22 protein-coding genes are annotated in these 18,106 nt (G+C 56.7%); 12 read left to right on the plus strand and 10 right to left on the minus strand.

Translation table 11 applies throughout. The features are described from left to right. Nucleotides 1-3: 3 nt before the first annotated feature. The 7 genes from AB4P92_RS06455 to AB4P92_RS06485 all read right to left on the minus strand — a co-directional run bounded on the left by AB4P92_RS06455 (nucleotide 4) and on the right by AB4P92_RS06485 (nucleotide 5,477). Nucleotides 4-1,119 carry a DUF2586 domain-containing protein gene (locus AB4P92_RS06455; protein WP_395599143.1) on the minus strand — a complete coding sequence of 372 codons (1,116 nt, stop codon included), beginning with the start codon at nucleotides 1,117-1,119 and terminating at the stop codon, nucleotides 4-6. A gap of 11 nt (nucleotides 1,120-1,130) precedes the next feature. Continuing rightward, nucleotides 1,131-1,814 carry a phage virion morphogenesis protein gene (locus AB4P92_RS06460; protein WP_071173509.1) on the minus strand — a complete coding sequence of 228 codons (684 nt, stop codon included), beginning with the start codon at nucleotides 1,812-1,814 and terminating at the stop codon, nucleotides 1,131-1,133. Further along, the gene (locus tag AB4P92_RS06465; protein WP_395599144.1) at nucleotides 1,801-2,253 is read right to left on the minus strand and encodes a phage tail protein; all 453 of its coding nucleotides are present in this window, start codon (nucleotides 2,251-2,253) and stop codon (nucleotides 1,801-1,803) included. The genes AB4P92_RS06460 and AB4P92_RS06465 overlap by 14 nt, the downstream gene beginning before the upstream one ends. Beyond that, a complete protein-coding gene (locus tag AB4P92_RS06470; RefSeq protein ID WP_395599145.1) occupies nucleotides 2,250-2,711 on the minus strand; it encodes a head completion/stabilization protein in 462 nt (153 codons plus the stop codon). The genes AB4P92_RS06465 and AB4P92_RS06470 overlap by 4 nt, the downstream gene beginning before the upstream one ends. Before the next feature lie 99 nt (nucleotides 2,712-2,810). After that, nucleotides 2,811-3,533, minus strand: a complete 723-nt coding sequence (gene gpM / locus AB4P92_RS06475; protein ID WP_395599146.1) for a phage terminase small subunit — start codon at nucleotides 3,531-3,533, stop codon at nucleotides 2,811-2,813. Continuing rightward, complete coding sequence (locus AB4P92_RS06480) at nucleotides 3,530-4,549, minus strand: phage major capsid protein, P2 family (protein ID WP_064392744.1); 1,020 nt, start codon at nucleotides 4,547-4,549, stop codon at nucleotides 3,530-3,532. The genes gpM and AB4P92_RS06480 overlap by 4 nt, the downstream gene beginning before the upstream one ends. Before the next feature lies 1 nt (nucleotide 4,550). Then, nucleotides 4,551-5,477 (minus strand): GPO family capsid scaffolding protein, encoded by a 927-nt coding sequence (locus tag AB4P92_RS06485; RefSeq protein ID WP_395599147.1) that lies wholly within the window; start codon nucleotides 5,475-5,477, stop codon nucleotides 4,551-4,553. A gap of 162 nt (nucleotides 5,478-5,639) precedes the next feature. Between AB4P92_RS06485 and AB4P92_RS06490 the strand changes: the two genes are divergently transcribed. From AB4P92_RS06490 to AB4P92_RS06500, 3 genes are all read left to right on the plus strand, one after another. Then, nucleotides 5,640-7,682, plus strand: a complete 2,043-nt coding sequence (locus tag AB4P92_RS06490; protein ID WP_395599148.1) for a terminase large subunit domain-containing protein — start codon at nucleotides 5,640-5,642, stop codon at nucleotides 7,680-7,682. Continuing rightward, nucleotides 7,594-8,463 carry a phage portal protein gene (locus tag AB4P92_RS06495; protein WP_171057402.1) on the plus strand — a complete coding sequence of 290 codons (870 nt, stop codon included), beginning with the start codon at nucleotides 7,594-7,596 and terminating at the stop codon, nucleotides 8,461-8,463. The genes AB4P92_RS06490 and AB4P92_RS06495 overlap by 89 nt, the downstream gene beginning before the upstream one ends. A gap of 75 nt (nucleotides 8,464-8,538) precedes the next feature. Further along, nucleotides 8,539-8,796, plus strand: a complete 258-nt coding sequence (locus tag AB4P92_RS06500) for an ogr/Delta-like zinc finger family protein (RefSeq protein ID WP_064392752.1) — start codon at nucleotides 8,539-8,541, stop codon at nucleotides 8,794-8,796. Between the two features lie 55 nt (nucleotides 8,797-8,851). Here AB4P92_RS06500 and AB4P92_RS06505 read toward each other — a convergent pair whose 3' ends face one another. Both AB4P92_RS06505 and AB4P92_RS06510 read right to left on the minus strand, forming a co-directional pair. Further along, the gene (locus AB4P92_RS06505) at nucleotides 8,852-9,037 is read right to left on the minus strand and encodes a hypothetical protein (RefSeq protein WP_095050511.1); all 186 of its coding nucleotides are present in this window, start codon (nucleotides 9,035-9,037) and stop codon (nucleotides 8,852-8,854) included. 102 nt (nucleotides 9,038-9,139) lie between these two features. Beyond that, nucleotides 9,140-9,487 carry a helix-turn-helix domain-containing protein gene (locus AB4P92_RS06510; RefSeq protein ID WP_177409285.1) on the minus strand — a complete coding sequence of 116 codons (348 nt, stop codon included), beginning with the start codon at nucleotides 9,485-9,487 and terminating at the stop codon, nucleotides 9,140-9,142. Nucleotides 9,488-9,579: 92 nt separating this feature from the next. Here AB4P92_RS06510 and AB4P92_RS06515 point away from each other — a divergent pair, with 92 nt between their 5' ends. The 9 genes from AB4P92_RS06515 to AB4P92_RS06555 all read left to right on the plus strand — a co-directional run bounded on the left by AB4P92_RS06515 (nucleotide 9,580) and on the right by AB4P92_RS06555 (nucleotide 15,863). After that, nucleotides 9,580-9,780 (plus strand): DNA-binding protein, encoded by a 201-nt coding sequence (locus tag AB4P92_RS06515; RefSeq protein ID WP_095050509.1) that lies wholly within the window; start codon nucleotides 9,580-9,582, stop codon nucleotides 9,778-9,780. Between the two features lie 29 nt (nucleotides 9,781-9,809). Continuing rightward, nucleotides 9,810-10,283, plus strand: a complete 474-nt coding sequence (locus AB4P92_RS06520) for a YmfL family putative regulatory protein (RefSeq protein WP_395599149.1) — start codon at nucleotides 9,810-9,812, stop codon at nucleotides 10,281-10,283. Next, complete coding sequence (locus tag AB4P92_RS06525; RefSeq protein WP_395599150.1) at nucleotides 10,280-10,645, plus strand: hypothetical protein; 366 nt, start codon at nucleotides 10,280-10,282, stop codon at nucleotides 10,643-10,645. The genes AB4P92_RS06520 and AB4P92_RS06525 overlap by 4 nt, the downstream gene beginning before the upstream one ends. A gap of 75 nt (nucleotides 10,646-10,720) precedes the next feature. After that, on the plus strand, nucleotides 10,721-10,954 hold the full coding sequence (locus tag AB4P92_RS06530; RefSeq protein ID WP_064392761.1) for a hypothetical protein: 234 nt from the start codon (nucleotides 10,721-10,723) through the stop codon (nucleotides 10,952-10,954). Nucleotides 10,955-10,956: 2 nt separating this feature from the next. Beyond that, the gene (locus AB4P92_RS06535) at nucleotides 10,957-13,755 is read left to right on the plus strand and encodes a toprim domain-containing protein (RefSeq protein WP_395599151.1); all 2,799 of its coding nucleotides are present in this window, start codon (nucleotides 10,957-10,959) and stop codon (nucleotides 13,753-13,755) included. 15 nt (nucleotides 13,756-13,770) lie between these two features. Beyond that, nucleotides 13,771-14,064, plus strand: coding sequence for a hypothetical protein (locus AB4P92_RS06540; protein ID WP_395599152.1), 294 nt, complete (start codon nucleotides 13,771-13,773; stop codon nucleotides 14,062-14,064). Nucleotides 14,065-14,127: 63 nt separating this feature from the next. Continuing rightward, complete coding sequence (locus tag AB4P92_RS06545; RefSeq protein WP_395599153.1) at nucleotides 14,128-14,379, plus strand: hypothetical protein; 252 nt, start codon at nucleotides 14,128-14,130, stop codon at nucleotides 14,377-14,379. Then, nucleotides 14,369-14,539, plus strand: a complete 171-nt coding sequence (locus AB4P92_RS06550) for a hypothetical protein (RefSeq protein WP_395599154.1) — start codon at nucleotides 14,369-14,371, stop codon at nucleotides 14,537-14,539. The genes AB4P92_RS06545 and AB4P92_RS06550 overlap by 11 nt, the downstream gene beginning before the upstream one ends. A 106-nt stretch (nucleotides 14,540-14,645) precedes the next feature. Continuing rightward, nucleotides 14,646-15,863, plus strand: coding sequence for an Arm DNA-binding domain-containing protein (locus AB4P92_RS06555; protein ID WP_395599155.1), 1,218 nt, complete (start codon nucleotides 14,646-14,648; stop codon nucleotides 15,861-15,863). A 233-nt stretch (nucleotides 15,864-16,096) separates the two neighbouring features. Here AB4P92_RS06555 and AB4P92_RS06560 read toward each other — a convergent pair whose 3' ends face one another. Next, entirely contained in the window at nucleotides 16,097-18,064 is a 1,968-nt protein-coding gene (locus AB4P92_RS06560; RefSeq protein WP_395599156.1) for an NACHT domain-containing protein, read from the minus strand. Nucleotides 18,065-18,106: the final 42 nt, after the last annotated feature.

Consider the following 18,106-nt stretch of genomic DNA (forward strand, 5'->3'; position numbering starts at 1 on the left):
GCGTTACTCCGTTTTGTCAGTGGAAAGATCCAGGGCAATGTTCGCCGTGAGGTCTTTCGGGCAGTTGAGAGGTTTGAGCTTGATGTAGGCCGCGACCTTGGTTTTGCTCAGCCATTCCAGCACCAGGTCGCCGTCCTTCGGCGGCTCGATATCACCGGGGAACACCTCGCCGTTGAACTTGATGGACTTGGCCATGGCACGCAGTGGCGCCATTAGTTGGTTGGTGTTCACCGCCATGCTGTTGGGGCTGTTGTTCAAGCGACGATCGGCGACACGGCGGATCAGCAGCGGGCGGATCAAGCGAGCGGCCTTGTCGGTGATTCGCAGGTATTCCACGACCTGAAAGTCACTGCCAGGGGTGTCCAGCATGTTGCAGTCACCCCAGTACACGCCTGGATAGTCGGGGTAGGTCTGAGTGACTGAAAACCGCGCCCGATCCAGTTCGCTGCGTACAGCGGACGGCAGCGGAATCTGCTCGCTATCAATAGGCACGTCGCCAAGCCCCAACACCGGGCCGGTGGCTACGCGCATCGGACTGTCTGCGATGCTGACTGCCGAATTGGCCAAGCGGCCAGCCAGCACGCCCAGGTCATTACCGTGCAGTTGCAGTACCGGTGAAACGCGCGGCGCTGCCAGACCCGCTACCAACGCTTTTTGCTCGGTGAGGTAATGCGCCCAGGTCTGGTCGACGGCGATGCCGGCACTGCTCGCCAGAAAGAAAACTCGACGGCCATAGGTGTTGTTGAGGGCAACGGCCGCGTCATGCATGGCCGACAGTTCGTCACCCTTTGCGACAGGTTTGGTGACTACTACCGCTTCCACCGACAACCCTTGTTGCTGAGTTTTTTGGAGTGCGGTGGCCCAATCGCCCTCGGGACCGATCGGAGCCGCTATGCAGGCCCAGCGCTGGCCACCGTTCAAACGTGCGGCGGTGATTTGCGTTTTCAGGTCGCTCGCCGGGATGCCCAGGGCGGCGTCCAGATCGCTGTCGGTGTTCAGCGGAATGATCTGGCCGATGTTTTTGGCGGCGGGGCCGATGAAAAGAAAGTAACGCTCAACCTCAGTCACGGCGCCCTGGCCTAGATTGAGATTGTCGACGGTGACTTGACCGAGTGCCATGCAGTGCCTCGTTAGCGGGGTGAAGTTAGGATTTGTTGCAACACCTGGTTAATCAGGAGATTGGTTTCGCGTTCGGTTTCGGCGCCGATGAACTGGCGTTTCGGCAGCGTGATTTCCCAGCTCTGCGCGCCGGTGCTTTCGCTGCGCTGGTCGTCCAGGATCCGGATCAACAGGCCGGCTTTGGCGTAGTTCACATGCTCCTGAATCCACGCCACAGACGGCCGGGTCAGCGTCTTTTTGCCTGCTTGGCGCACACGGAAGCCCAACCGCCGCAAGCGCTTGGCTTGCTTGTCGGTTGCTGCCAAACCCGGTGGGGTCTTGTTCCATCGGCGCATCTGTTGGGCGGTGCGGCGCTCACTGACGCCGTTGTGCTGCTGCGCGGCGACCCATCGGGTCAGGGCGTTTTTCCAGCCCAATTCCGCTTCATCAGCGGACACCCGGGTGACCACCATCAACTTGGCCAAGCCGGCTTCCATCTTCTTTTTGCCCTTGGTGTCGCCCTTGCGTGGGGCGAAGGGCGTGCCGTCCAGGTTCTTCTGCTCACGCACACGCTTGCGGCTCATCGTCCGCACGCGTTTGGTGACCTGGTTCAGCAAGCGGCGGCGCAATTGCGGCGGCAGGCTCAGCAACGCCAGTTGTTCGCGCACGCCTAAGCGACCGCGAATGTCGAGTTCGAACGTGCTACGCCCGGCCATCGGTGGCCACCTCGCCGCGCTCTGCAACCCACAGATCAAACGGGACAAAGGCCCAGGTCTTGCCGAAGGCTTCGATCTCGCCGGCAGGGTCTTCGGCCAGATACTGCGGCTCGACAAACTCCAGCGTGATTTCTACGTCGAACAGATCGTTATCCAGAGGCTCCACAAGGAACTCCGGCGCCGGCAGTTCGTGGCGGTCACGGTTCGAGTCGTGGTTTTCCAGCCAACTGCCGACCAACGCCATCATGCGAGCCGGGTTGGCGGCGAAACGCTCCAGGACAATCACGGCGCGATAGTGCATATCGGCGAAGTGCATGCCGTCGACGTCGGGTTTCCAGATCAGCGAAAGCTTTACCTGCTCCGTCCAGCTGTCGAGTTGTTCAGGCTCGACCAGGCGGCGTTCCAACAGATACGCGGTCAGTGTCTGCAGCTTGGTCATACAATCGCCGCCGTGATTCGGCCGCGCCCCTGCAGCGAGCGAACCGCCTGCTGGCTGAACTGCAGAAACGTCTCGCCGCGTTCGGGCATTTCTTTGCCGGTGTTTTCGGCGCTTTCACGGCGGGTCACCGTGGCGAACTGCGTCAGCAAGCTGGCCTTGGCGCGGCAATACACGGCGCGCTTGTACGTCTCTACGTGAAATGTGGAGTCAGGCAGCACCTTAGGGTCCCCAGATTCCACGGACGTGATGCCCACGCTCTGCCATTGGCCTTTGCGTTTGGACAAATCGCGATTGATCTCAATCATCGCGGTAGTCAAATCAGTGACCAGCATGTCTACCAGATACTCCGCCGGCAGGCGGTAGCCCTTCTGAAACTCGGACACGGAGAGGTTCGGCCAGAAGCCGTCGTTCTCAATCGCCTGTTCCACAAAGGTGGTGGGTTTCCCGGAAAAGCTCATTGCTGGCCGCTCGAATAGGGCGGGGAGACTGTTTTTCGTGGGGCTGGCCATGAATGGCAGACACACGTCCACAGTTCCCCGCTGGGGGGGGGTAGTCGGTTATTGGGCGCCGGTCACGGCGGGGGTTTGTTTGGCGATCGCCTTGCGGCACTTCGCAATGCGCGTCTCATTGCCGGCTTTCGCGTACAGCTCGGTGGAGCGTTCCAGATGCTGGAGCGCGGTTTCCCACTGCTCGGCCTCCATGGCGCGCATGCCGATCAACTTGTGGTACTTGCTCGGGATCTGTTCGGTCAGCTCCCATTCACCGTCGACACGCGGCAGCAGATCGGACAGGTACGGCTCCGGGCTGCGTTGCGCGTTGTATTCGGCGTAAGCCCAATCGATCACTGCGTCCGCAACGAAGGTTTGCACGTCGCGGCGCTTAAACCGCTCGGGCATCTCCTGGCCCTGCCCGATCGCAAAGTCCGCCAGCGCCAGACCGTCTTCGAACTGCTCGGTGTCGAACAGCCAGACCATCACCTGCACCAGAACGCGGTTCGGCATCACCGGACCCGAATCCATGTAGCGCTGAATGAAGTCCTGGTACTTGGGCAGCAGTTCCTCGCGCTTGAGTGCCTGACGCCTAGCGAGGCCCTTGATATCGCTCAGGCGCTGCAGATCCTGATCCAGCGAGGCTTCCATCAGCAGCAGGTGCTTTTTCGCGTTGGCCGGGCTGCTCAGGGCTTCCGCCGGCGAATACGCCAGCGGTGCTGCGGCTGCAGCGATTACTGCAGCGGTTCCCTGTGCCAAAGTACGGCGCTTGTGGGCAAGGGCCAGGCTCATGCGGCCAACTCGACGTTTTCAGTAAACGCGATCTTTTCCAGCTGCTCGATCACGTAGCCTTCGTTGCGGCTGTTGTAATCCTCGACGCGGGAGCGTTTCGGGTTGTCTACGGTTTGCTTGCGCCAGCTGGAGTCCTGGAAGTAGATCGACAGGTTGTCCCAACTGGTGACCAGCACGCCGTTGACCGGGAAGAACGGCACGCTGAAGCTCGGCAGGCCACCGTACGTGGCGATCACCTGGGCGTCCTCGATGCGCTCTTTCTCGGTTGGTGTATCACCTTGCTTGGCGTACAGCTTGGCCTTGTCAGCCGCTAACAGGTCGGTGCCGATAATGGCGATCAGGTCGCCGCCATCGCGCAGGCGTTCGTCCACCATTTGCTTGGTGTCATGCACTAGGGCGTCCAGGTTGGCGTAATCACCGCCCTGCCCCAAGATTACTTTGCCAGCGGTTTTGCCTTCCTTGAGTACCTGCTGTGGGGCTTGCTCGCGCAGTTGTTGCAGCCAGCCTTTGTTCACGTCCTGCAGCATTGGGTAAGCGGCAATATCGGTCTGCGCAGCGGCTTTCAGGCCGTGGAAACCGACCATGATGCGGTCCAGAGCGATCTGTTTCTGCACAGCAGCCGAGTAACGTTGATGGAAGTCCGGGAATTTGGCCCAGGCGTCGATTTTTGCGTACGGCAGACCCACGTCCGACTCGGTGGACGAGAGTTCGTAGGTGGTGTTGTCCAGCTCGGAGGCGTCTTTCGCCTCGCGATCGGTGGTCTTGGTGTTAGTACGGCCAGTCACCGGGCCGGACACACCGATGAACACCTTCTCGCCCTTGATTTCGCTCACGCCAATGACGTTGATGCGCGAAAGGAAGTCCGACTTGGCGGTGATGGCGTCGTTCAGTTCCTGGGTGATAGACGGCTCAACGCTGAACATCTTGCTGGACAGCTCGACGCCGTAGGTCTCGGCCATGGCCAGTTGCATGGCTGCATACATCTTGGCGCCGTAGGCGCTCAGGGAACGGGCCATGTCAGAGTACTCGCGCTTTGGTTTTGTCGGCTGCGCCAGTGGAGCGCGGCAGCTGACGACCGGTGGCAGTGTTCTGCAACGTGGTGAACTGTTGCTGCAGACTGGTCAGAGCTGCCAACACTGCTTTGTTGGAACTGCCGCCGGTACGTTTGAATTCGCGTTCTTCTTCGGCGGTGGTAACGATCTCGTCGACTGCCGCGCTGACGTCATCGATCGGGGCTTGATCGGGTTCTGGCGCGTCTTCGGCAGCAGGCTCAATCACGGCCTGAATGCCGGCAGCGACGACCAGCAGCTGGGCCAGCAGGGCTTTCAAAGCCGTTGCGGTAGCTTCATCCATTGGGGGTTTGCTCTCGGTTGGGGTTTGCGGAGTGGTTTCGGCGGCGGTGTCGTCAATGCCGAAACGCTTGAACAGGCGGGTGAACATGCCGACAAGGCGGCCAATCTCGCCCTGCGCTTCGGTTTCGCGCAGAGGGCCGAGTTCTTGGGAGGCGGCGTAGTACGCATCGCGGCTGGTGCGACTGGAGAAGTAGAGTTCTTGCGTGCCGACGCTGGCGGGTTCGTCGGTGACGGCGATACCGGTCATGTAGGCTTTGCCACGGCCCCGGAAATTCGGCTTGATCTCGATGCTGGTGAACAGCTTTTCGCCGGCGTCGTTCAGGCGCAGCAGCTTGTCGTTTGGCTTCAGTTGCGCTTCAAGAGCGACTTGGCCAGGTTCCAGATCGTCGCCCTCCTCGACAAGGCGCACAGCAAAAACCGTCCCGTGAGATCCGAACCAGCGTTCGTGTTCGCACCAGATAACAGCGGTGTACAAAGTCGGCGTGTAGGTCTCGGCGATGTCGCGCAGTTCCTGGGGAAGGATCTCGCGACCATCGACGGTCGGGCCGCTTGTGGCTACACGTTTCCAGTAGGAGACAAGGGAACGGGGCATGAGTGGTGGCTGCGCTCAATCGTTGAATGAGCCGCCACGATAGGGAGCCGTTTACCGCCAAACAAACGGTTGAAATTCAAGATTCTCCTATTTTCGAGAGATAGGCGGATCGCAGCATTTAACCCCGCGTTTCCGGGGTTTTCGCCGCATAGACTGCGGCCCATGAACTACCCGACCGAAGTTAAAGAAGCCGCAAAACGCCTCTACCTGCGCCGCTGTTCGGTGAAGGAAATACAGGCGCATTTGAAGCTGCCCAACATCCGAATCGTCTATTACTGGATCCGCCAAGGCGGCTGGGACGAGATGCTGACGGATGAAGAACCGTTGAGCGCGGTCAACCGGCGAATCACCCTGATCCTGGAAAAGATCGACCCGCTGACGAAAGCCGAACTGGACGAACTGGAGCGACTGACGGGCCTACTTGAGCGGCTGAAAAAACTTGCCGCCAAGCCTGCACAGGCTGCGCCGTCGGACGCACCGGGGGAGCCTCGCGAACGCCAGCCTGGTCAACGTCGTGAGCGAGGTGAAGGCGGCGGCAAGAAGCGCGAAAAGAAGGTGAAAAACGACGTCAGCGGCCTGACCGAACTGGACTTCCTCGATAAATTCATCTCGAAGATGTACGGCTACCAGAAAGAGCTTTTCGAGGCGAAACAGAACCCGCTGACTTGCCGTGTCCGGAACATCCTCAAAAGCCGTCAGGTCGGTCTGACCTACTACTTCGCCGGCGAAGCGTTCATGGACGCCGTGCTGAGCGGTGACAACCAGGTGTTCCTGTCTGCCAGCCGATCGCAGTCCGAGATCTTCCGCAGTTACATCATCCAGTTCGCCAAGCAGTGGTTTGATATCGAGCTGACGGGCAACCCGATCACGCTCAGCAACGGCGCCGAACTGCGCTTTCTCAGCACCAACAGCAGCACCGCCCAGGGCTACCACGGCCACGTCTACGTGGACGAATATTTCTGGATCCGCGACTTCGAAAAACTCAGCACCGTGGCCAGTGCCATGGGCACACACAAGAAGTGGCGCAAAACCTATTTCTCGACGCCCAGCGCCGTGTCGCACCAGGCGTACCCGTTCTGGTCGGGCGACGAATTCCGCAACAGCAAACGCGGCAAGAAGGCCGGCGGTGTGTGGCCGAGCGAAGCGGCTTACACGCAGGGCGCGCTTTGTCCGGATGGTCAGTGGCGCAAGACGATCACCCTGGACGATGCGATCGCTGGCGGCTGCGACCTGTTCGACTTGGAGCAGCTGCAGCTGGAGTACGACGAAGACAAATTTCAGCAGCTGTTCTACTGCAAGTTCATCGACAGCACGCAAAGCGCATTCAGCCTCAAGGATCTGGAACGCTGCTACTCGGATCTATCGTTGTGGGAGGACTACAACGCGGAGCTGGATCGACCGTTCGGCAACAGCCCGGTCTGGCTTGGCTACGACCCAAGCCGCACCCGCGACGACGCCACCTGTGTGGTCATCGCGCCGCCACTCGAACCCGGGGCGAAGTTCCGGATTCTGGAGAAGCACAGCTGGCGCGGCCACTCGTTCACCTACCAGGCTGCACAGGTCAAGAAGCTGACCGAGCGCTTCAACGTCCAGCACATCGGCATTGACGTCACCGGCGTGGGCTACGGCGTGTTCGATCTGGTGCGCGACTTCTACGCCAAGGCAACACCGATTCACTACAGCCTTGAGGCGAAAAACGCCCTGGTGCTCAAAGCCCAGGACACGATCCAAGGCAGTCGCATCGAGTGGGACGCCGGCTGGACCGATATCGCCCAAGCATTCCTGACCATCAAGCGCGGCGCCACCAACAGTGGCCAGATCACCTACAGCGCATCGCGTACCGAAGCCACCGGTCACGCCGACATTGCCTGGGCGGTGATGCACGCCCTGTCCAACGAACCTTTGAACACCAACAAGCGGCGTCGCAGCCGCTACGTCACGAGTAACCAGAGCAGCCATGGCCAACCGCAAGCGCAGAAAGCAACACGTAGCCCAACCAACGCAGCAACCGATGCGCTCGTTTACGTTCGGGGAGCCGGAACAGGTGCTGTCCGGCAACATCGGCGAGTACGTGGGCGTGTTCCCCAGCGACGACGGCAAGATCTACAAACCTCCGGTGTCACGGGCTGGTCTGGCCAAGCTGCTGCGCGCCAACGCGCACCACGGCGCCATTCCAAAATTCAAACGCAACCTTCTGTTGCGTGAGTTCATCCCGTCGGCAGGCTGCAGCACGGAGACGATGGGGCGTGCAGGGCTGGACTACATGGTTTTTGGCGAATCCTATTTCTACAACGACACCAATGCATTCGGACAGGTACTGGAGCTGCAGCACCTTCCGGCTATCAACATGCGGGTAAAGGTCGACGGCGGTTTCGTGATGCTGCTGCCCGACAACAAGGAAATGGAATTCGAACAGCACGAGATCTCCCACGTCCTGGACTACGACGTGGAACAGAACATTTACGGGATCCCGGACTACTTGGGCGGCCTGCAGGCGCTGCTGCTCAATGAGGCGGCCACCCTCTTCCGCCGTCGGTACTACAGCAACGGCGCGCACGCCGGTTACATCTTCTACACCAACGATCCTGATCTGACCGAGGAGGACGAAGACGAGCTGCGCGCACAGATCAGTGCCAGCAAGGGCGTGGGCAACTTCCGCTCGATGTTCGTCAACATCCCCAACGGCAAAGAAAACGCGATCCAGATCATCCCCGTGGGTGACTTCCAGGCGAAAGACGAGTTGGAGAAGGTGAAGAACATCACCCGAAACGACGTTATCGCCGCCTGGCGCATGAACCCGGCACTGGCGGGCATCATCCCGGAAAACACCGGCGGTTTCGGGGATATCGAAAAGATCGATCGCGTGTACACCAGCAACGAAATCCGGCCGATCTGCCAGCTGTTCAACCAGTTGAATGACAAGCTGCGAGAAGACAGGCGCTTTAGCTGGAAGCCTATTCCAGAAGCAGTGGATACCACTACATGAGCAACCAAGCGGAGAGAAAGCCACTAAATATTATGGCAATATGGTGGCGATCAGCTGCCCCTGGGGAGGGACACAATGAGAGTTGTATGCAATTGCGGACACAAGGGCCGAATTGCCTCGCGGGAAGAGGTAACCAGAGCCTTTGTAAAACTGTACTGCCAGTGCCTGGACGCAAAGTGCGGGCACACATGGGTGGCAAATCTGACGTTCTCGCACACGCTCAGTCCGTCATCGCAGACATTCGAGCGGATGTTGATCGATCGCTTGCGGGAAATGCCCCGAGCGAAGCAGCGGGAGCTTTTCGAGCAGTTGGGATCGCAGGCGGTGGCGTAGCTAAAAACCGCCAACGCTATGGCGCCGGCGATCGGGATCATTCAAGGAATGACGGTCAGCCCTCTACTTTCTCCTTTGGGTTGATTGCCAGTATCTCGGCCACGCGACGAACCTGTTGCTGTTCAATGCGGCTCAGCCGGCGATACAGATCGATCAGTCGACGCTCAATGTCCGTGAGTACGGTAGTTTCCGACCCGGCGTATTCGAGGTTGATGTGATCGTTCTTCTTGCGATCCAACATGCTAACTACTCCATAAAGTGCATTGCTGAATGGACTTTATGGGGGGTGCGCAACTGCATTGGAATAAGAGATACCCCAATGACTGTGCGGGATTGTTGCGAGTTAAGACCGGTGCCGGGCGGCGTCGTCGGCCATCGCTTCAAGGAAACGACGAATCGCCTTCTGATCATCATCAGGGATAGACCTGAATTGCATGATCATCTGTTCTTCCGAGGGGCTAAAAAGTTGGCCCAATGGTGTCGCATGACGTCCCGTAAGCACGTAAGCCGCATCTACCCCCTTCTCTTCCAGGGCCGTGACGTAACGAAGGTCTAGGGAGCTGGCCCCCAGTTCGTAGTTCTTTTGCGTTCCCCTACTGACTCCAAGTAGGACTCCAAACTCTGTTTGATTTAACCCCAAGCGCTCGCGCTCTTCCCTGAGGCGTTCACCTACTCGATCCGCTATGAGCATTTTTTTAGTCACCACCATTGACTTGATCATTTTTTTGACCAAGAATCACCACAGACAAACGCAAACAAACACAAATGAACAGAGGGAACACTATGCCCGCCACCATTACGCACGAGCAAGCCCGGGCGGCTCTCGATCGAAAGGGACTAAGTATCGCGGAGTTCAGTCGTAAGCATGGGCTGAACAAAAATTTGGTCAGCGACCTTTTGAACGGTCGGATCAAAGGTCGCCGAGGGGAGGCACATCGCGCCGCCGTGTTGCTAGGCATCAAAGACGGCGTAATTGAACAGTAATCGCGGCGCTCAACAGGGAAAAGTAGAAGTTGAAAAGTCCAATCCTAGACACTCGCAAAGAAGTCATGAGCGAGATCATCCGCAGTTACGCCGGCGGACGCGAAGCCGCTGCTGCGCGCTTGGGTCTGAAGCTTAAAAAATTCGACAACCATGCCTACGAAAATGCTGGTTGCAGTCCCCTCAGCGACTTACAAGTTTTCATGCTCGAGCAGGACTGTGGAACTCAGCACTTCCCCACCTACGTCGCCTCGATGTATGGGGGACTGTTCGTACCAGTGGCTGATCCTGGAACGCTCGACAATGTCGAACTCTACAAACGCTCCGTGCAGGCTTCTGCAAAGCGAGGGTGTGTTGATCAAGCAATTGCAGCCGCTCTTGAAGACGGTTCGATCAGTGATGAAGAAGCCGAATTCATCATGGACGCGCATAACCTCCACGTAGCAGCAAGGCACGCAGAAGTGCTGGCTGCCATCGCTCTCTACCGCGCAGGAAAGGCTCAATGAACAATTTGTCTGCAGTACCGGAATACCAGGATGTCCTGCAGAGCGCCGCGCTGGCGTTTCTTGAGCGTCACCACTGCGAACACCTGAGCGACGATCAGCAACTGTTCAGCCGGGCTGTTCAACACCTGGTTGCAGACTATGACGTGCAAACGCAGGTCGCTGAAAAAATCGTTCACCTGGCAAGCACCACCATGGTCGCCGTTCGCGATCGGCAACGCCTGAACATCCAGAGCAGCACGTCGACGCACACCGTGATCGTCGATCCCGTCACCGGCCGACAATGGGCCGTACCGGTCAGCCTCATCTATGAGCGAATCATCAACGCGTCGGACCTTGGCCGCTTTCGCTTAGCCAACTCGTAACACCAACCCCCACACAAACGCCTGCCCCACACCCCGTGGGTTTGGGTGAGCTGCGCCCGAAATCGAGGTTTCAAGATGGGAAACGCCGTAATTCTGACCACCCAGCTGCCACCCGCAGAGGCCGAAGCACTTCTGGCTGCGATGCGTGAGCAGTACCGCTTGAGCCTCAACGACTACTGGTACGCGGATGAATACCGGTATGTCCCGCAAGAAAAACGGCACAGCTCAATCCTCGAAAGAACTCCGGTGATGGCCGCCCAGAAACGCCTGATGGCCGCCCTCTCCCTCAGCCTCAAAGCAGTGAAGTAATCATGAAAGAAGATCTCCGCCACGACGTGTTGCAACGCCTCCAGTTCGATTTCGGACTGAAGCACCGCGTAGGCACCGATTACATGCGCGGTGGCACCTGCCCCAAGTGCAAGAAAAAGGAACTGTATTCCCGATTCGATACACCATGGATGGTGATCTGTGGTCGCCCGGAAAAGTGCGGCCATACCCTGCACGTAAAAGAGCTGTACGACGATCTGTTTGAGGACTGGAGCAAGCGTGCGCCGGCGACGGACCAGCACCCCAACGCCACTGCACGGGCTTATCTGGAATACGCCCGGGGCTTTCGATTTGAACTGATCCAGGGCTGGTTCACGCAGGAAAGCTTCTACTCGCCCGACCACAACGCCGGCAGCGCCACTGTGCGTTTCGCCTTGGAAAAAGGCGGCTGGTGGGAACGACTGATCGATCAGTCGCACCGTTTCGGCAAGATGAAGGCGCGCTTCAAATCCAAGGACAGCTATCGAGGCGTCTGGTGGTGCCCCCCTTGCGTCGACCTGCTTGAGGTCAAGGAAATCTGGATTGTCGAAGGGATCTTTGACGCCATCGCTCTGGTGCACAACGACATCGCGGCCGTATCGGCCATGTCGTCTAACGCGTTCCCCGGTGACTCGCTCAAGGCACTGATCAAAACCCGTGAGGGCGGCAAGCTGCCCAAGTTGGTATGGGCGCTGGACAACGAACCGAGCGCCAACGCCTACACTCGGCGCTGGGTCCGCGAAGCCCGTGCCCTGGGTTTCGTCTGCGAGTCAGCACAGATCCCGCAACGTGACGGCCGCAAGTCTGATTGGAACGATCTGCACCAGCGTTGGAGCTTCATTCAGGACGACACCAAGCGCGCCGAACAGATCGCCACGGACCTCAAACAGGCCCGTCACCTGGGCGCCCTGCTGCTGGCAGAAAGCGCAGCGGAAAAGGCCTTGCTGATGTACGACTGGAACAAGCGTGGCGAATTCCACTTGGGCTTTGGCAGCCGTCTGTATTGGTTCAAGTTGGACATGGAGAAATTCAACCGGGCCATGTCCGACATCGAGGACAGCGAGAACCACGACGACCAGTTGCTCAACCAGGCGCAACAGCGCGAGAAGGCGCTGCAGCAGTCCGGCAGCGTCGTGGAGATTGCCAACTGCTACCCGCAAGCCCTGTACTTCCAGCGCAACGAAGTCACCGACGAGTCCTGGTATTACCTGCGCGTGGACTTCCCCCACGACTCCGAAAGCGTGAAAAACACGTTCACCAGCGGCCAGCTGTCCGCCGCCAGTGAATTCAAAAAGCGACTGCTCGGCATGGCCGCCGGCGCCATGTTCACGGGCAGCGGTCAGCAGCTCGACAAGCTGATGAAGGACCAACTGTTCGGCATCAAAACCGTGTCGACCATCGACTACGTCGGCTACAGCAAGGAATACGCCTGCTACGTCTATGGCGACATCGCGATCAAGGATGGCACCACCTACAAGGTCAACAGCGAAGACTATTTCGAGTTCGGCAAGCTGCGCCTGAAAACCCTGCAGAAAGGTGTCCCGATCAAGCTGCAGCGGGACGGCAAAGACTTCAACGAGCAGTGGGTGCGGTTGTTGTGGACCTGCTTCGGCGCCCAGGGCTTTGTCGCGCTGGTGTTCTTTTTCGGCTCGCTGTTCTGCGAGCAAATCCGCGCGCGTTACCAGTCCTTCCCGTTTCTGGAGGCCACCGGTGAAGCCGGTGCCGGCAAAACCACTCTGCTCAACCTGCTGTGGAAGCTGCTCGGACGCGAAGGCTATGAAGGCTTCGACCCTATGAAATCGACCAAAGCCGGACGCTCGCGCCTGATGGGCCAGGTCTCCGGCATGCCGGTCGTGTTTCTTGAAGCCGATCGCCACAGCGACGATCGGGCACACGCAAAAACCTTTGAATGGGATGAGCTGAAAGACTTCTACGGCGGCGGCACGCTGGCCACAAAAGGCGTCAAGACAGCAGGCAATGAGACGTACGAACCGCCATTTCGGGGAACGATCGCCATCAGCCAGAACGCCGCCGTGGTGGCTCACGAAGCGATCATGACGCGCATCGTAAAGCTGCACTTTGTGCGCCCGACCGTGACCCCGGAAAGCCGTGCGGCCGCTGATCAGTTGAATGCGCTGGAGGGCGGTGTCCTCAGCCACTTTCTGTTGCGCGCCGTGGGCAAGGAGTCCGCGGTGCTCGATCTGTTCGCCCAGCGCATGCCCGAACACGAAGCCAAGCTGCGCCGCCTGCACACGCATTGTTTTGCCTGCGCTACGGCCTATGTCAGCGACCTGGGCAACTGCAGCAGTTGTGGTTATGACCTTCGCGGCTATATCCGAGTGGAGCGGATCAGTAAGAACCACGCACAACTGCTCTCGCTGCTGGACGGGCTGCGCCTGGTGCTGAAATTGAGTGATCCGCAAGTCGCCGCCACGCAACGGCAAATCGTGCGGATGGCGATCGAGCGCCAGGCCTCGATCAGTTCCGACCATCCGGCCGTCGCCGAATTCTGGGAGGTCTACGACTACCTCGAATCATTGAGTGAGGACCCTGTGGTCGACCACAGCAGTGACCCGGCCGTGATCGCCATCAACCTCAACGAATTCTGCGAGCGCGCCGCCGAACACAAACAAAAGCTGGCTGACGTGGCCACGTTGCGCGACCTGCTCAAAGAGTCACGATCGCGCAAATTCCTAGACAGCAACAAGGCCGTGCACAGCGCCGTACGCGCAGCCTTCAACCACCGCAATCCCGTTTCACAACCCCGGCCGACCACCGTCAAGTGCTGGACATTCAAGGCGTAAAGGAGAGCAAGACCGATGCAGATCCAAGTGTTTATGGGCAATGCCGGCGACGGCCAAACCAACAAGCTCCAATCGGTACAAAGCCGTCTGGAATTCACCGGACAAAGCGCGCCGATCATTCAGGCCGGTGCGTACGGGGAGGAAGGTTTGCTGCAGATTCTTGAAGTGCGGGCCGCCGCAGGCCAGCGCGAAATCCTTGTGGACGACTGCAGCAGGCAACAGATCTTGCGGGTACTGGAATGGCAATCATGTGTTGAGCATGAGCCGGATTTTGACGGCCTGGTGATCCACCTGGCACGAAAGGACTGATCTTAAAAACAGTGCCGAGGAGTTGCAGCTCCTCGACACCCGACCACATACGAGGACCACACCATGCAAGCACAGAACCCCAGCAGCAGCGGCACGAAGGCTAACACACCGGCGCGGCACCTGGTGGCGACCGCGATCATCGGCGCCGCCGTTATCGGCTACCTGGTGCATAAAACCCCTGAAGCCCGAACACGCCTGGAAAGCCTCAGCCAGATGGCCAGCACCCTGGGCGACCTGAGCGAAACGGATGTCGCCGTGATCAGCCAACTGCTGGCCACCCCGGCCACTCGGGGAGCGTCCCGCCATGACCAATGACCCTGCCGCAACACCGGTGCGCCGCTTTCCCTGGAACATGGATCACACCAGCGTGTGCGATCAGTGCGGCAAGTGGCGCGCCCAGGGCAATCACCAGGCCTGCAGCCGGCGGCGTCAGCTGTTGAATGCCCACCTGCGCGGCTACAAGCCCAAACCATAAGCCGCGTCCACCAGAAAACGCGCTTGCAGATACTTGGCCCGGAAACGGGCCTTTTTGTTTCCGATCGTCAGACTGTCGAAATACGAGTACAGCTTTAGGGGTTTACATGAGTGGGGTCGAAGCTCGCGGCAAGTCCGTGAGAATCTATTTTCAATACAAAGGGGAGAAATGCCGGGAAACGGTCCCGGGCGTCAACACACCGGCTACCGTGGCCCAGGCCAAGCGCCTGGCCGACATCATTGAATACGAGATCCAGACCGGCACCTTCGATTACGCCCGGCACTTTCCCAACTCGCCCAGGCTGGTGGAGAACACCTTCGGTCATTACCTGGATCTGTGGTTGAGGATCAAGGCCAACAGCGTTGCGGCCTCAAGCTACCGAGGCTACGCCAACAAGGCAGAGGTGCATGTGCGACCGCGCTGGGGCAAGGTTCAGATCAATCAGATCGATCATCTGGACCTGCAGGAATGGATACAGGACACACTGTCGAAAACCCTGAAAAACAAGACCATCCGCGACATCATCAGCAACGTGCGCCAAGTGTTTCGCTTGTACCGGACACGGATGAAAGTCGCGCACGACCCGACGGAGGGGTTGATGGTGCGCCTGCCTGATCCAGAAGCCCCGGACCCGTTCACCCGCGCGGAAATCAAGCAGATCCTCGACACCCCTACCAGCCGCACGCATGAACTGCTGATGGTGCAGTTCATGCTATGGGCAGGCCCACGGGTGTCGGAGACGATCGCCCTGGCCTGGGAGGATGTCGACTTGGCGCAAGGCACGGTGACCTTTCGCCGGTCCAAGGTACGCGGCGCCTACCGGGTGACGAAAACCCGCCGATCGACGCGCCGAGTGCGTCTGCTGGCACCAGCCTGGGACGCCCTGCAGAAGATCGATGCGTTGACCCGCAAACGCAAAGCGGAAACAGTGGAGATCGTCGAGCGGGACAACAAGACAGTACGCTGCCACAAACTGCACTTCGTTTTCCTTAACACGAAAAGCGGTCTTCCGCACGCAAACGACTTCGTAGTCCGAGACCGGTTCTTCAAGGCGCACTTGCTCGCGGCAGGAGTTCGTTATCGTGGTCCTGGTCAATGCCGGCACACTTACGCCAGTCAGCTACTGACCACAGGCGTGGCGTCGATCGACTGGATCGCCGAGCAGATGGGGCATACCAATGGCAACATGATCCGGCAGCACTACGGGACGTGGATCAATGACGACGGTCCGGATGTTGTGGGCATGTTGCAAATGGCCTTAAATTTGTCGCCGGTTTCTGTTCCACACACTAAACTCGTTAGCCGCCGGGAGAGAGACGAGTAGCCCCATTAATATATGGATTTTAGTCAGCCCGCCCAAGAGGGGCCAAGTTACAAAAAAGGCCCCCCACCAAATACATGGCTAAAGGGCCTGTTCAACATAAACGGTACTGTATCTGGCCGTCAAAACCGTAATCAGACATGGGCTGTGTCCGAAGAACTACCAAATACTAGCCCGTTAGACGGAAATGCCAGTCGCAAAACTACTAGTGTAAGTTTGCAACACAGGAGTTTGTGTTATAGAAAATCTTTCATATCTATATCCAAGCTAGCTCTTGACTTTATTTTTGCGAGAACATCATCAACCTTCTCAACATCTAACATGCGAGAATCTACTGCTGAGCCAAAAGCCTCGTCATCTAAAGCTGCTAAAAAGAGCTCTTTTATCGCGACATTTTCAGAGTATAGATCCTTGAGCATCCTATTTGTTGGTTTAACCCACGTCCCAGTTGGTATTATTTTTTCTAACCCATCAAAAATCTGATCATCTCTATTTGACTTATTGGAGAATTCTGAGGTTATAGCCTGCCAAGCCAATTCATGTAAGTTTTCATACTTATGAGAATATGCAATAACAAAAAAATACTTAACACCATTAAGCGTACCACTTGTCCAGACTGTAGTGCCCATATTGGAGCTATGATGTACCTCGCCGCAAAGAATATCAACATCGGGTCCATCGTTCTGTGGTAACTGGTCTGAGTTCTCTTCGGCTGCCCAAAGTCCGATTTTAAAATCATAAACAAATCGGCAGGTATTAATGGCATTGATTTGCTCATTCTGACTGGGGCTGAAAACTTTCGACTCCAGTGCAAACTTTTGAGTTATTACCGACTCAAAAAGCACCGGATTCATATCATTTAAAAACTCGAACACTTTAACGAAAGAGGGAGCCAGCGGACTTTCAAATATTTTTTTTAGTAAAGACAGGCTAGAATCGTTAAATATTATGTATTCCGCAGCAAAGTATTCCAATAGTGTTTTATGAAAGAATTTATATTCAGTACCATCTCGTTGCATAAGAGGGACGGCGACAAGCAAATCATCCAAGAAATCTGATGTGGAATTAGGTATAGCTTGGCTAATTTTGGCCGCGTTCTCAATAAAGCTGTCAGCTTCGCTAAGGCTATTAAATGAGGTCTTCATCTTGAGCATCATGTAGTGACAAAGAGCTCGTAGCAGCTTTCTAAAGTCCTCAAATCCAAGACCTGATTTTTTATGCCTGGCATATCCATTTTTATTAATTAAATCGTGCCCTTTGTAAAGAGCGTGATATATCTCGTCATAAAATGTCGATATTTTGTCCGCAATTGAATTATTCACCCCGTAAGTTCTATATAACAACGACACTAAAAGTGGGCTTTCAATAAATTTAGAAGGAACGCTAGATATTTCTTTGCAGAGTCTTTCCCCGACATCTAACTTTGAAACCTTATCGTATCTTTTTAATAAGGATAATGCTTGCTCCAGAGTAAAAGGTGCAAACTTCAAGATGGTTGCATTTATCAGATCCGGGGTTACTTCCTGTGGACGAGTTGTTATAAGTATTGCGTTCTCCCCACCTTTTGCTGACATTTCGTGGAGTTGATTTGCCAGCAAGTGCTGATGATCAATTGGTGTCTCGTCAAAACCGTCGAGTATTACGAAAAATTTACCCAACTTCAAAAGTCGATAAAAAAGATTTCTGTCAAATTTCTCGTCAGGAAAGTCAAGCTCAGTAGCGAAGTTATCTGTAATGTCTAGCTTCGGATCTAGCTTCCTAAGATCGAACAGAATTGGGATTCGGTCGGACTTAAATAATAGGCTTGCAACGATAAACTTTGAAAAAGTACTCTTTCCCATTCCAGCGCCGTCGACGATTATGACAGGCCTTGATGGGGAAGAAACGAGTTCATCAGCGGAGATTAAATCCTTCTGCGTGTCGAAGTGGGTATTTCGCACCATATAAAGAGGCTCGTACGCTTCATATATATTCAGCTTGAGCTGAGGAAACGTAATTGACGTTATCTCTCTTACACGCTCTGAAAGCTTTATCAGGTAGCGCTCGATTATTAGAGCAAGTGCATCGCTATCAAGCTTTCCTTTCAATTCTTTTTCTACAGCCCATTTTCTGACTCTCTCGATAGTCGGAGATAATGCTGCATTTATAAGTTGTAGCCCCGGCTTTACTGCTTCGCTAACTATTTTTTGATCTATTGACGACATCGTGATCTCCTTATGCTCGATTTAAGTATTCTGTTAATTCGT

It is taken from the genome of Pseudomonas sp. A0308, assembly GCF_044218815.1.
GTDB lineage: Bacteria > Pseudomonadota > Gammaproteobacteria > Pseudomonadales > Pseudomonadaceae > Aquipseudomonas > Aquipseudomonas iridis.

Excerpts from the sequence above, each read along its gene's own strand:
- AB4P92_RS06490 (WP_395599148.1), top strand. The coding sequence starts at position 5,640 with ATGAACTACCCGACCGAAGTTAAAGAAGCCGCAAAACGCCTCTACCTG.
- AB4P92_RS06510 (WP_177409285.1), bottom strand. The coding sequence starts at position 9,487 with ATGCTCATAGCGGATCGAGTAGGTGAACGCCTCAGGGAAGAGCGCGAG.
- AB4P92_RS06530 (WP_064392761.1), top strand. The coding sequence starts at position 10,721 with ATGGGAAACGCCGTAATTCTGACCACCCAGCTGCCACCCGCAGAGGCC.
- AB4P92_RS06550 (WP_395599154.1), top strand. The coding sequence starts at position 14,369 with ATGACCAATGACCCTGCCGCAACACCGGTGCGCCGCTTTCCCTGGAAC.
- AB4P92_RS06515 (WP_095050509.1), top strand. The coding sequence starts at position 9,580 with ATGCCCGCCACCATTACGCACGAGCAAGCCCGGGCGGCTCTCGATCGA.
- AB4P92_RS06465 (WP_395599144.1), bottom strand. The coding sequence starts at position 2,253 with ATGACCAAGCTGCAGACACTGACCGCGTATCTGTTGGAACGCCGCCTG.
- AB4P92_RS06455 (WP_395599143.1), bottom strand. The coding sequence starts at position 1,119 with ATGGCACTCGGTCAAGTCACCGTCGACAATCTCAATCTAGGCCAGGGC.
- AB4P92_RS06545 (WP_395599153.1), top strand. The coding sequence starts at position 14,128 with ATGCAAGCACAGAACCCCAGCAGCAGCGGCACGAAGGCTAACACACCG.
- AB4P92_RS06485 (WP_395599147.1), bottom strand. The coding sequence starts at position 5,477 with ATGCCCCGTTCCCTTGTCTCCTACTGGAAACGTGTAGCCACAAGCGGC.
- AB4P92_RS06560 (WP_395599156.1), bottom strand. The coding sequence starts at position 18,064 with ATGTCGTCAATAGATCAAAAAATAGTTAGCGAAGCAGTAAAGCCGGGG.
- AB4P92_RS06555 (WP_395599155.1), top strand. The coding sequence starts at position 14,646 with ATGAGTGGGGTCGAAGCTCGCGGCAAGTCCGTGAGAATCTATTTTCAA.
- AB4P92_RS06460 (WP_071173509.1), bottom strand. The coding sequence starts at position 1,814 with ATGGCCGGGCGTAGCACGTTCGAACTCGACATTCGCGGTCGCTTAGGC.
- AB4P92_RS06535 (WP_395599151.1), top strand. The coding sequence starts at position 10,957 with ATGAAAGAAGATCTCCGCCACGACGTGTTGCAACGCCTCCAGTTCGAT.
- gpM (WP_395599146.1), bottom strand. The coding sequence starts at position 3,533 with ATGAGCCTGGCCCTTGCCCACAAGCGCCGTACTTTGGCACAGGGAACC.
- AB4P92_RS06525 (WP_395599150.1), top strand. The coding sequence starts at position 10,280 with ATGAACAATTTGTCTGCAGTACCGGAATACCAGGATGTCCTGCAGAGC.
- AB4P92_RS06540 (WP_395599152.1), top strand. The coding sequence starts at position 13,771 with ATGCAGATCCAAGTGTTTATGGGCAATGCCGGCGACGGCCAAACCAAC.
- AB4P92_RS06470 (WP_395599145.1), bottom strand. The coding sequence starts at position 2,711 with ATGAGCTTTTCCGGGAAACCCACCACCTTTGTGGAACAGGCGATTGAG.
- AB4P92_RS06505 (WP_095050511.1), bottom strand. The coding sequence starts at position 9,037 with ATGTTGGATCGCAAGAAGAACGATCACATCAACCTCGAATACGCCGGG.
- AB4P92_RS06480 (WP_064392744.1), bottom strand. The coding sequence starts at position 4,549 with ATGGCCCGTTCCCTGAGCGCCTACGGCGCCAAGATGTATGCAGCCATG.
- AB4P92_RS06500 (WP_064392752.1), top strand. The coding sequence starts at position 8,539 with ATGAGAGTTGTATGCAATTGCGGACACAAGGGCCGAATTGCCTCGCGG.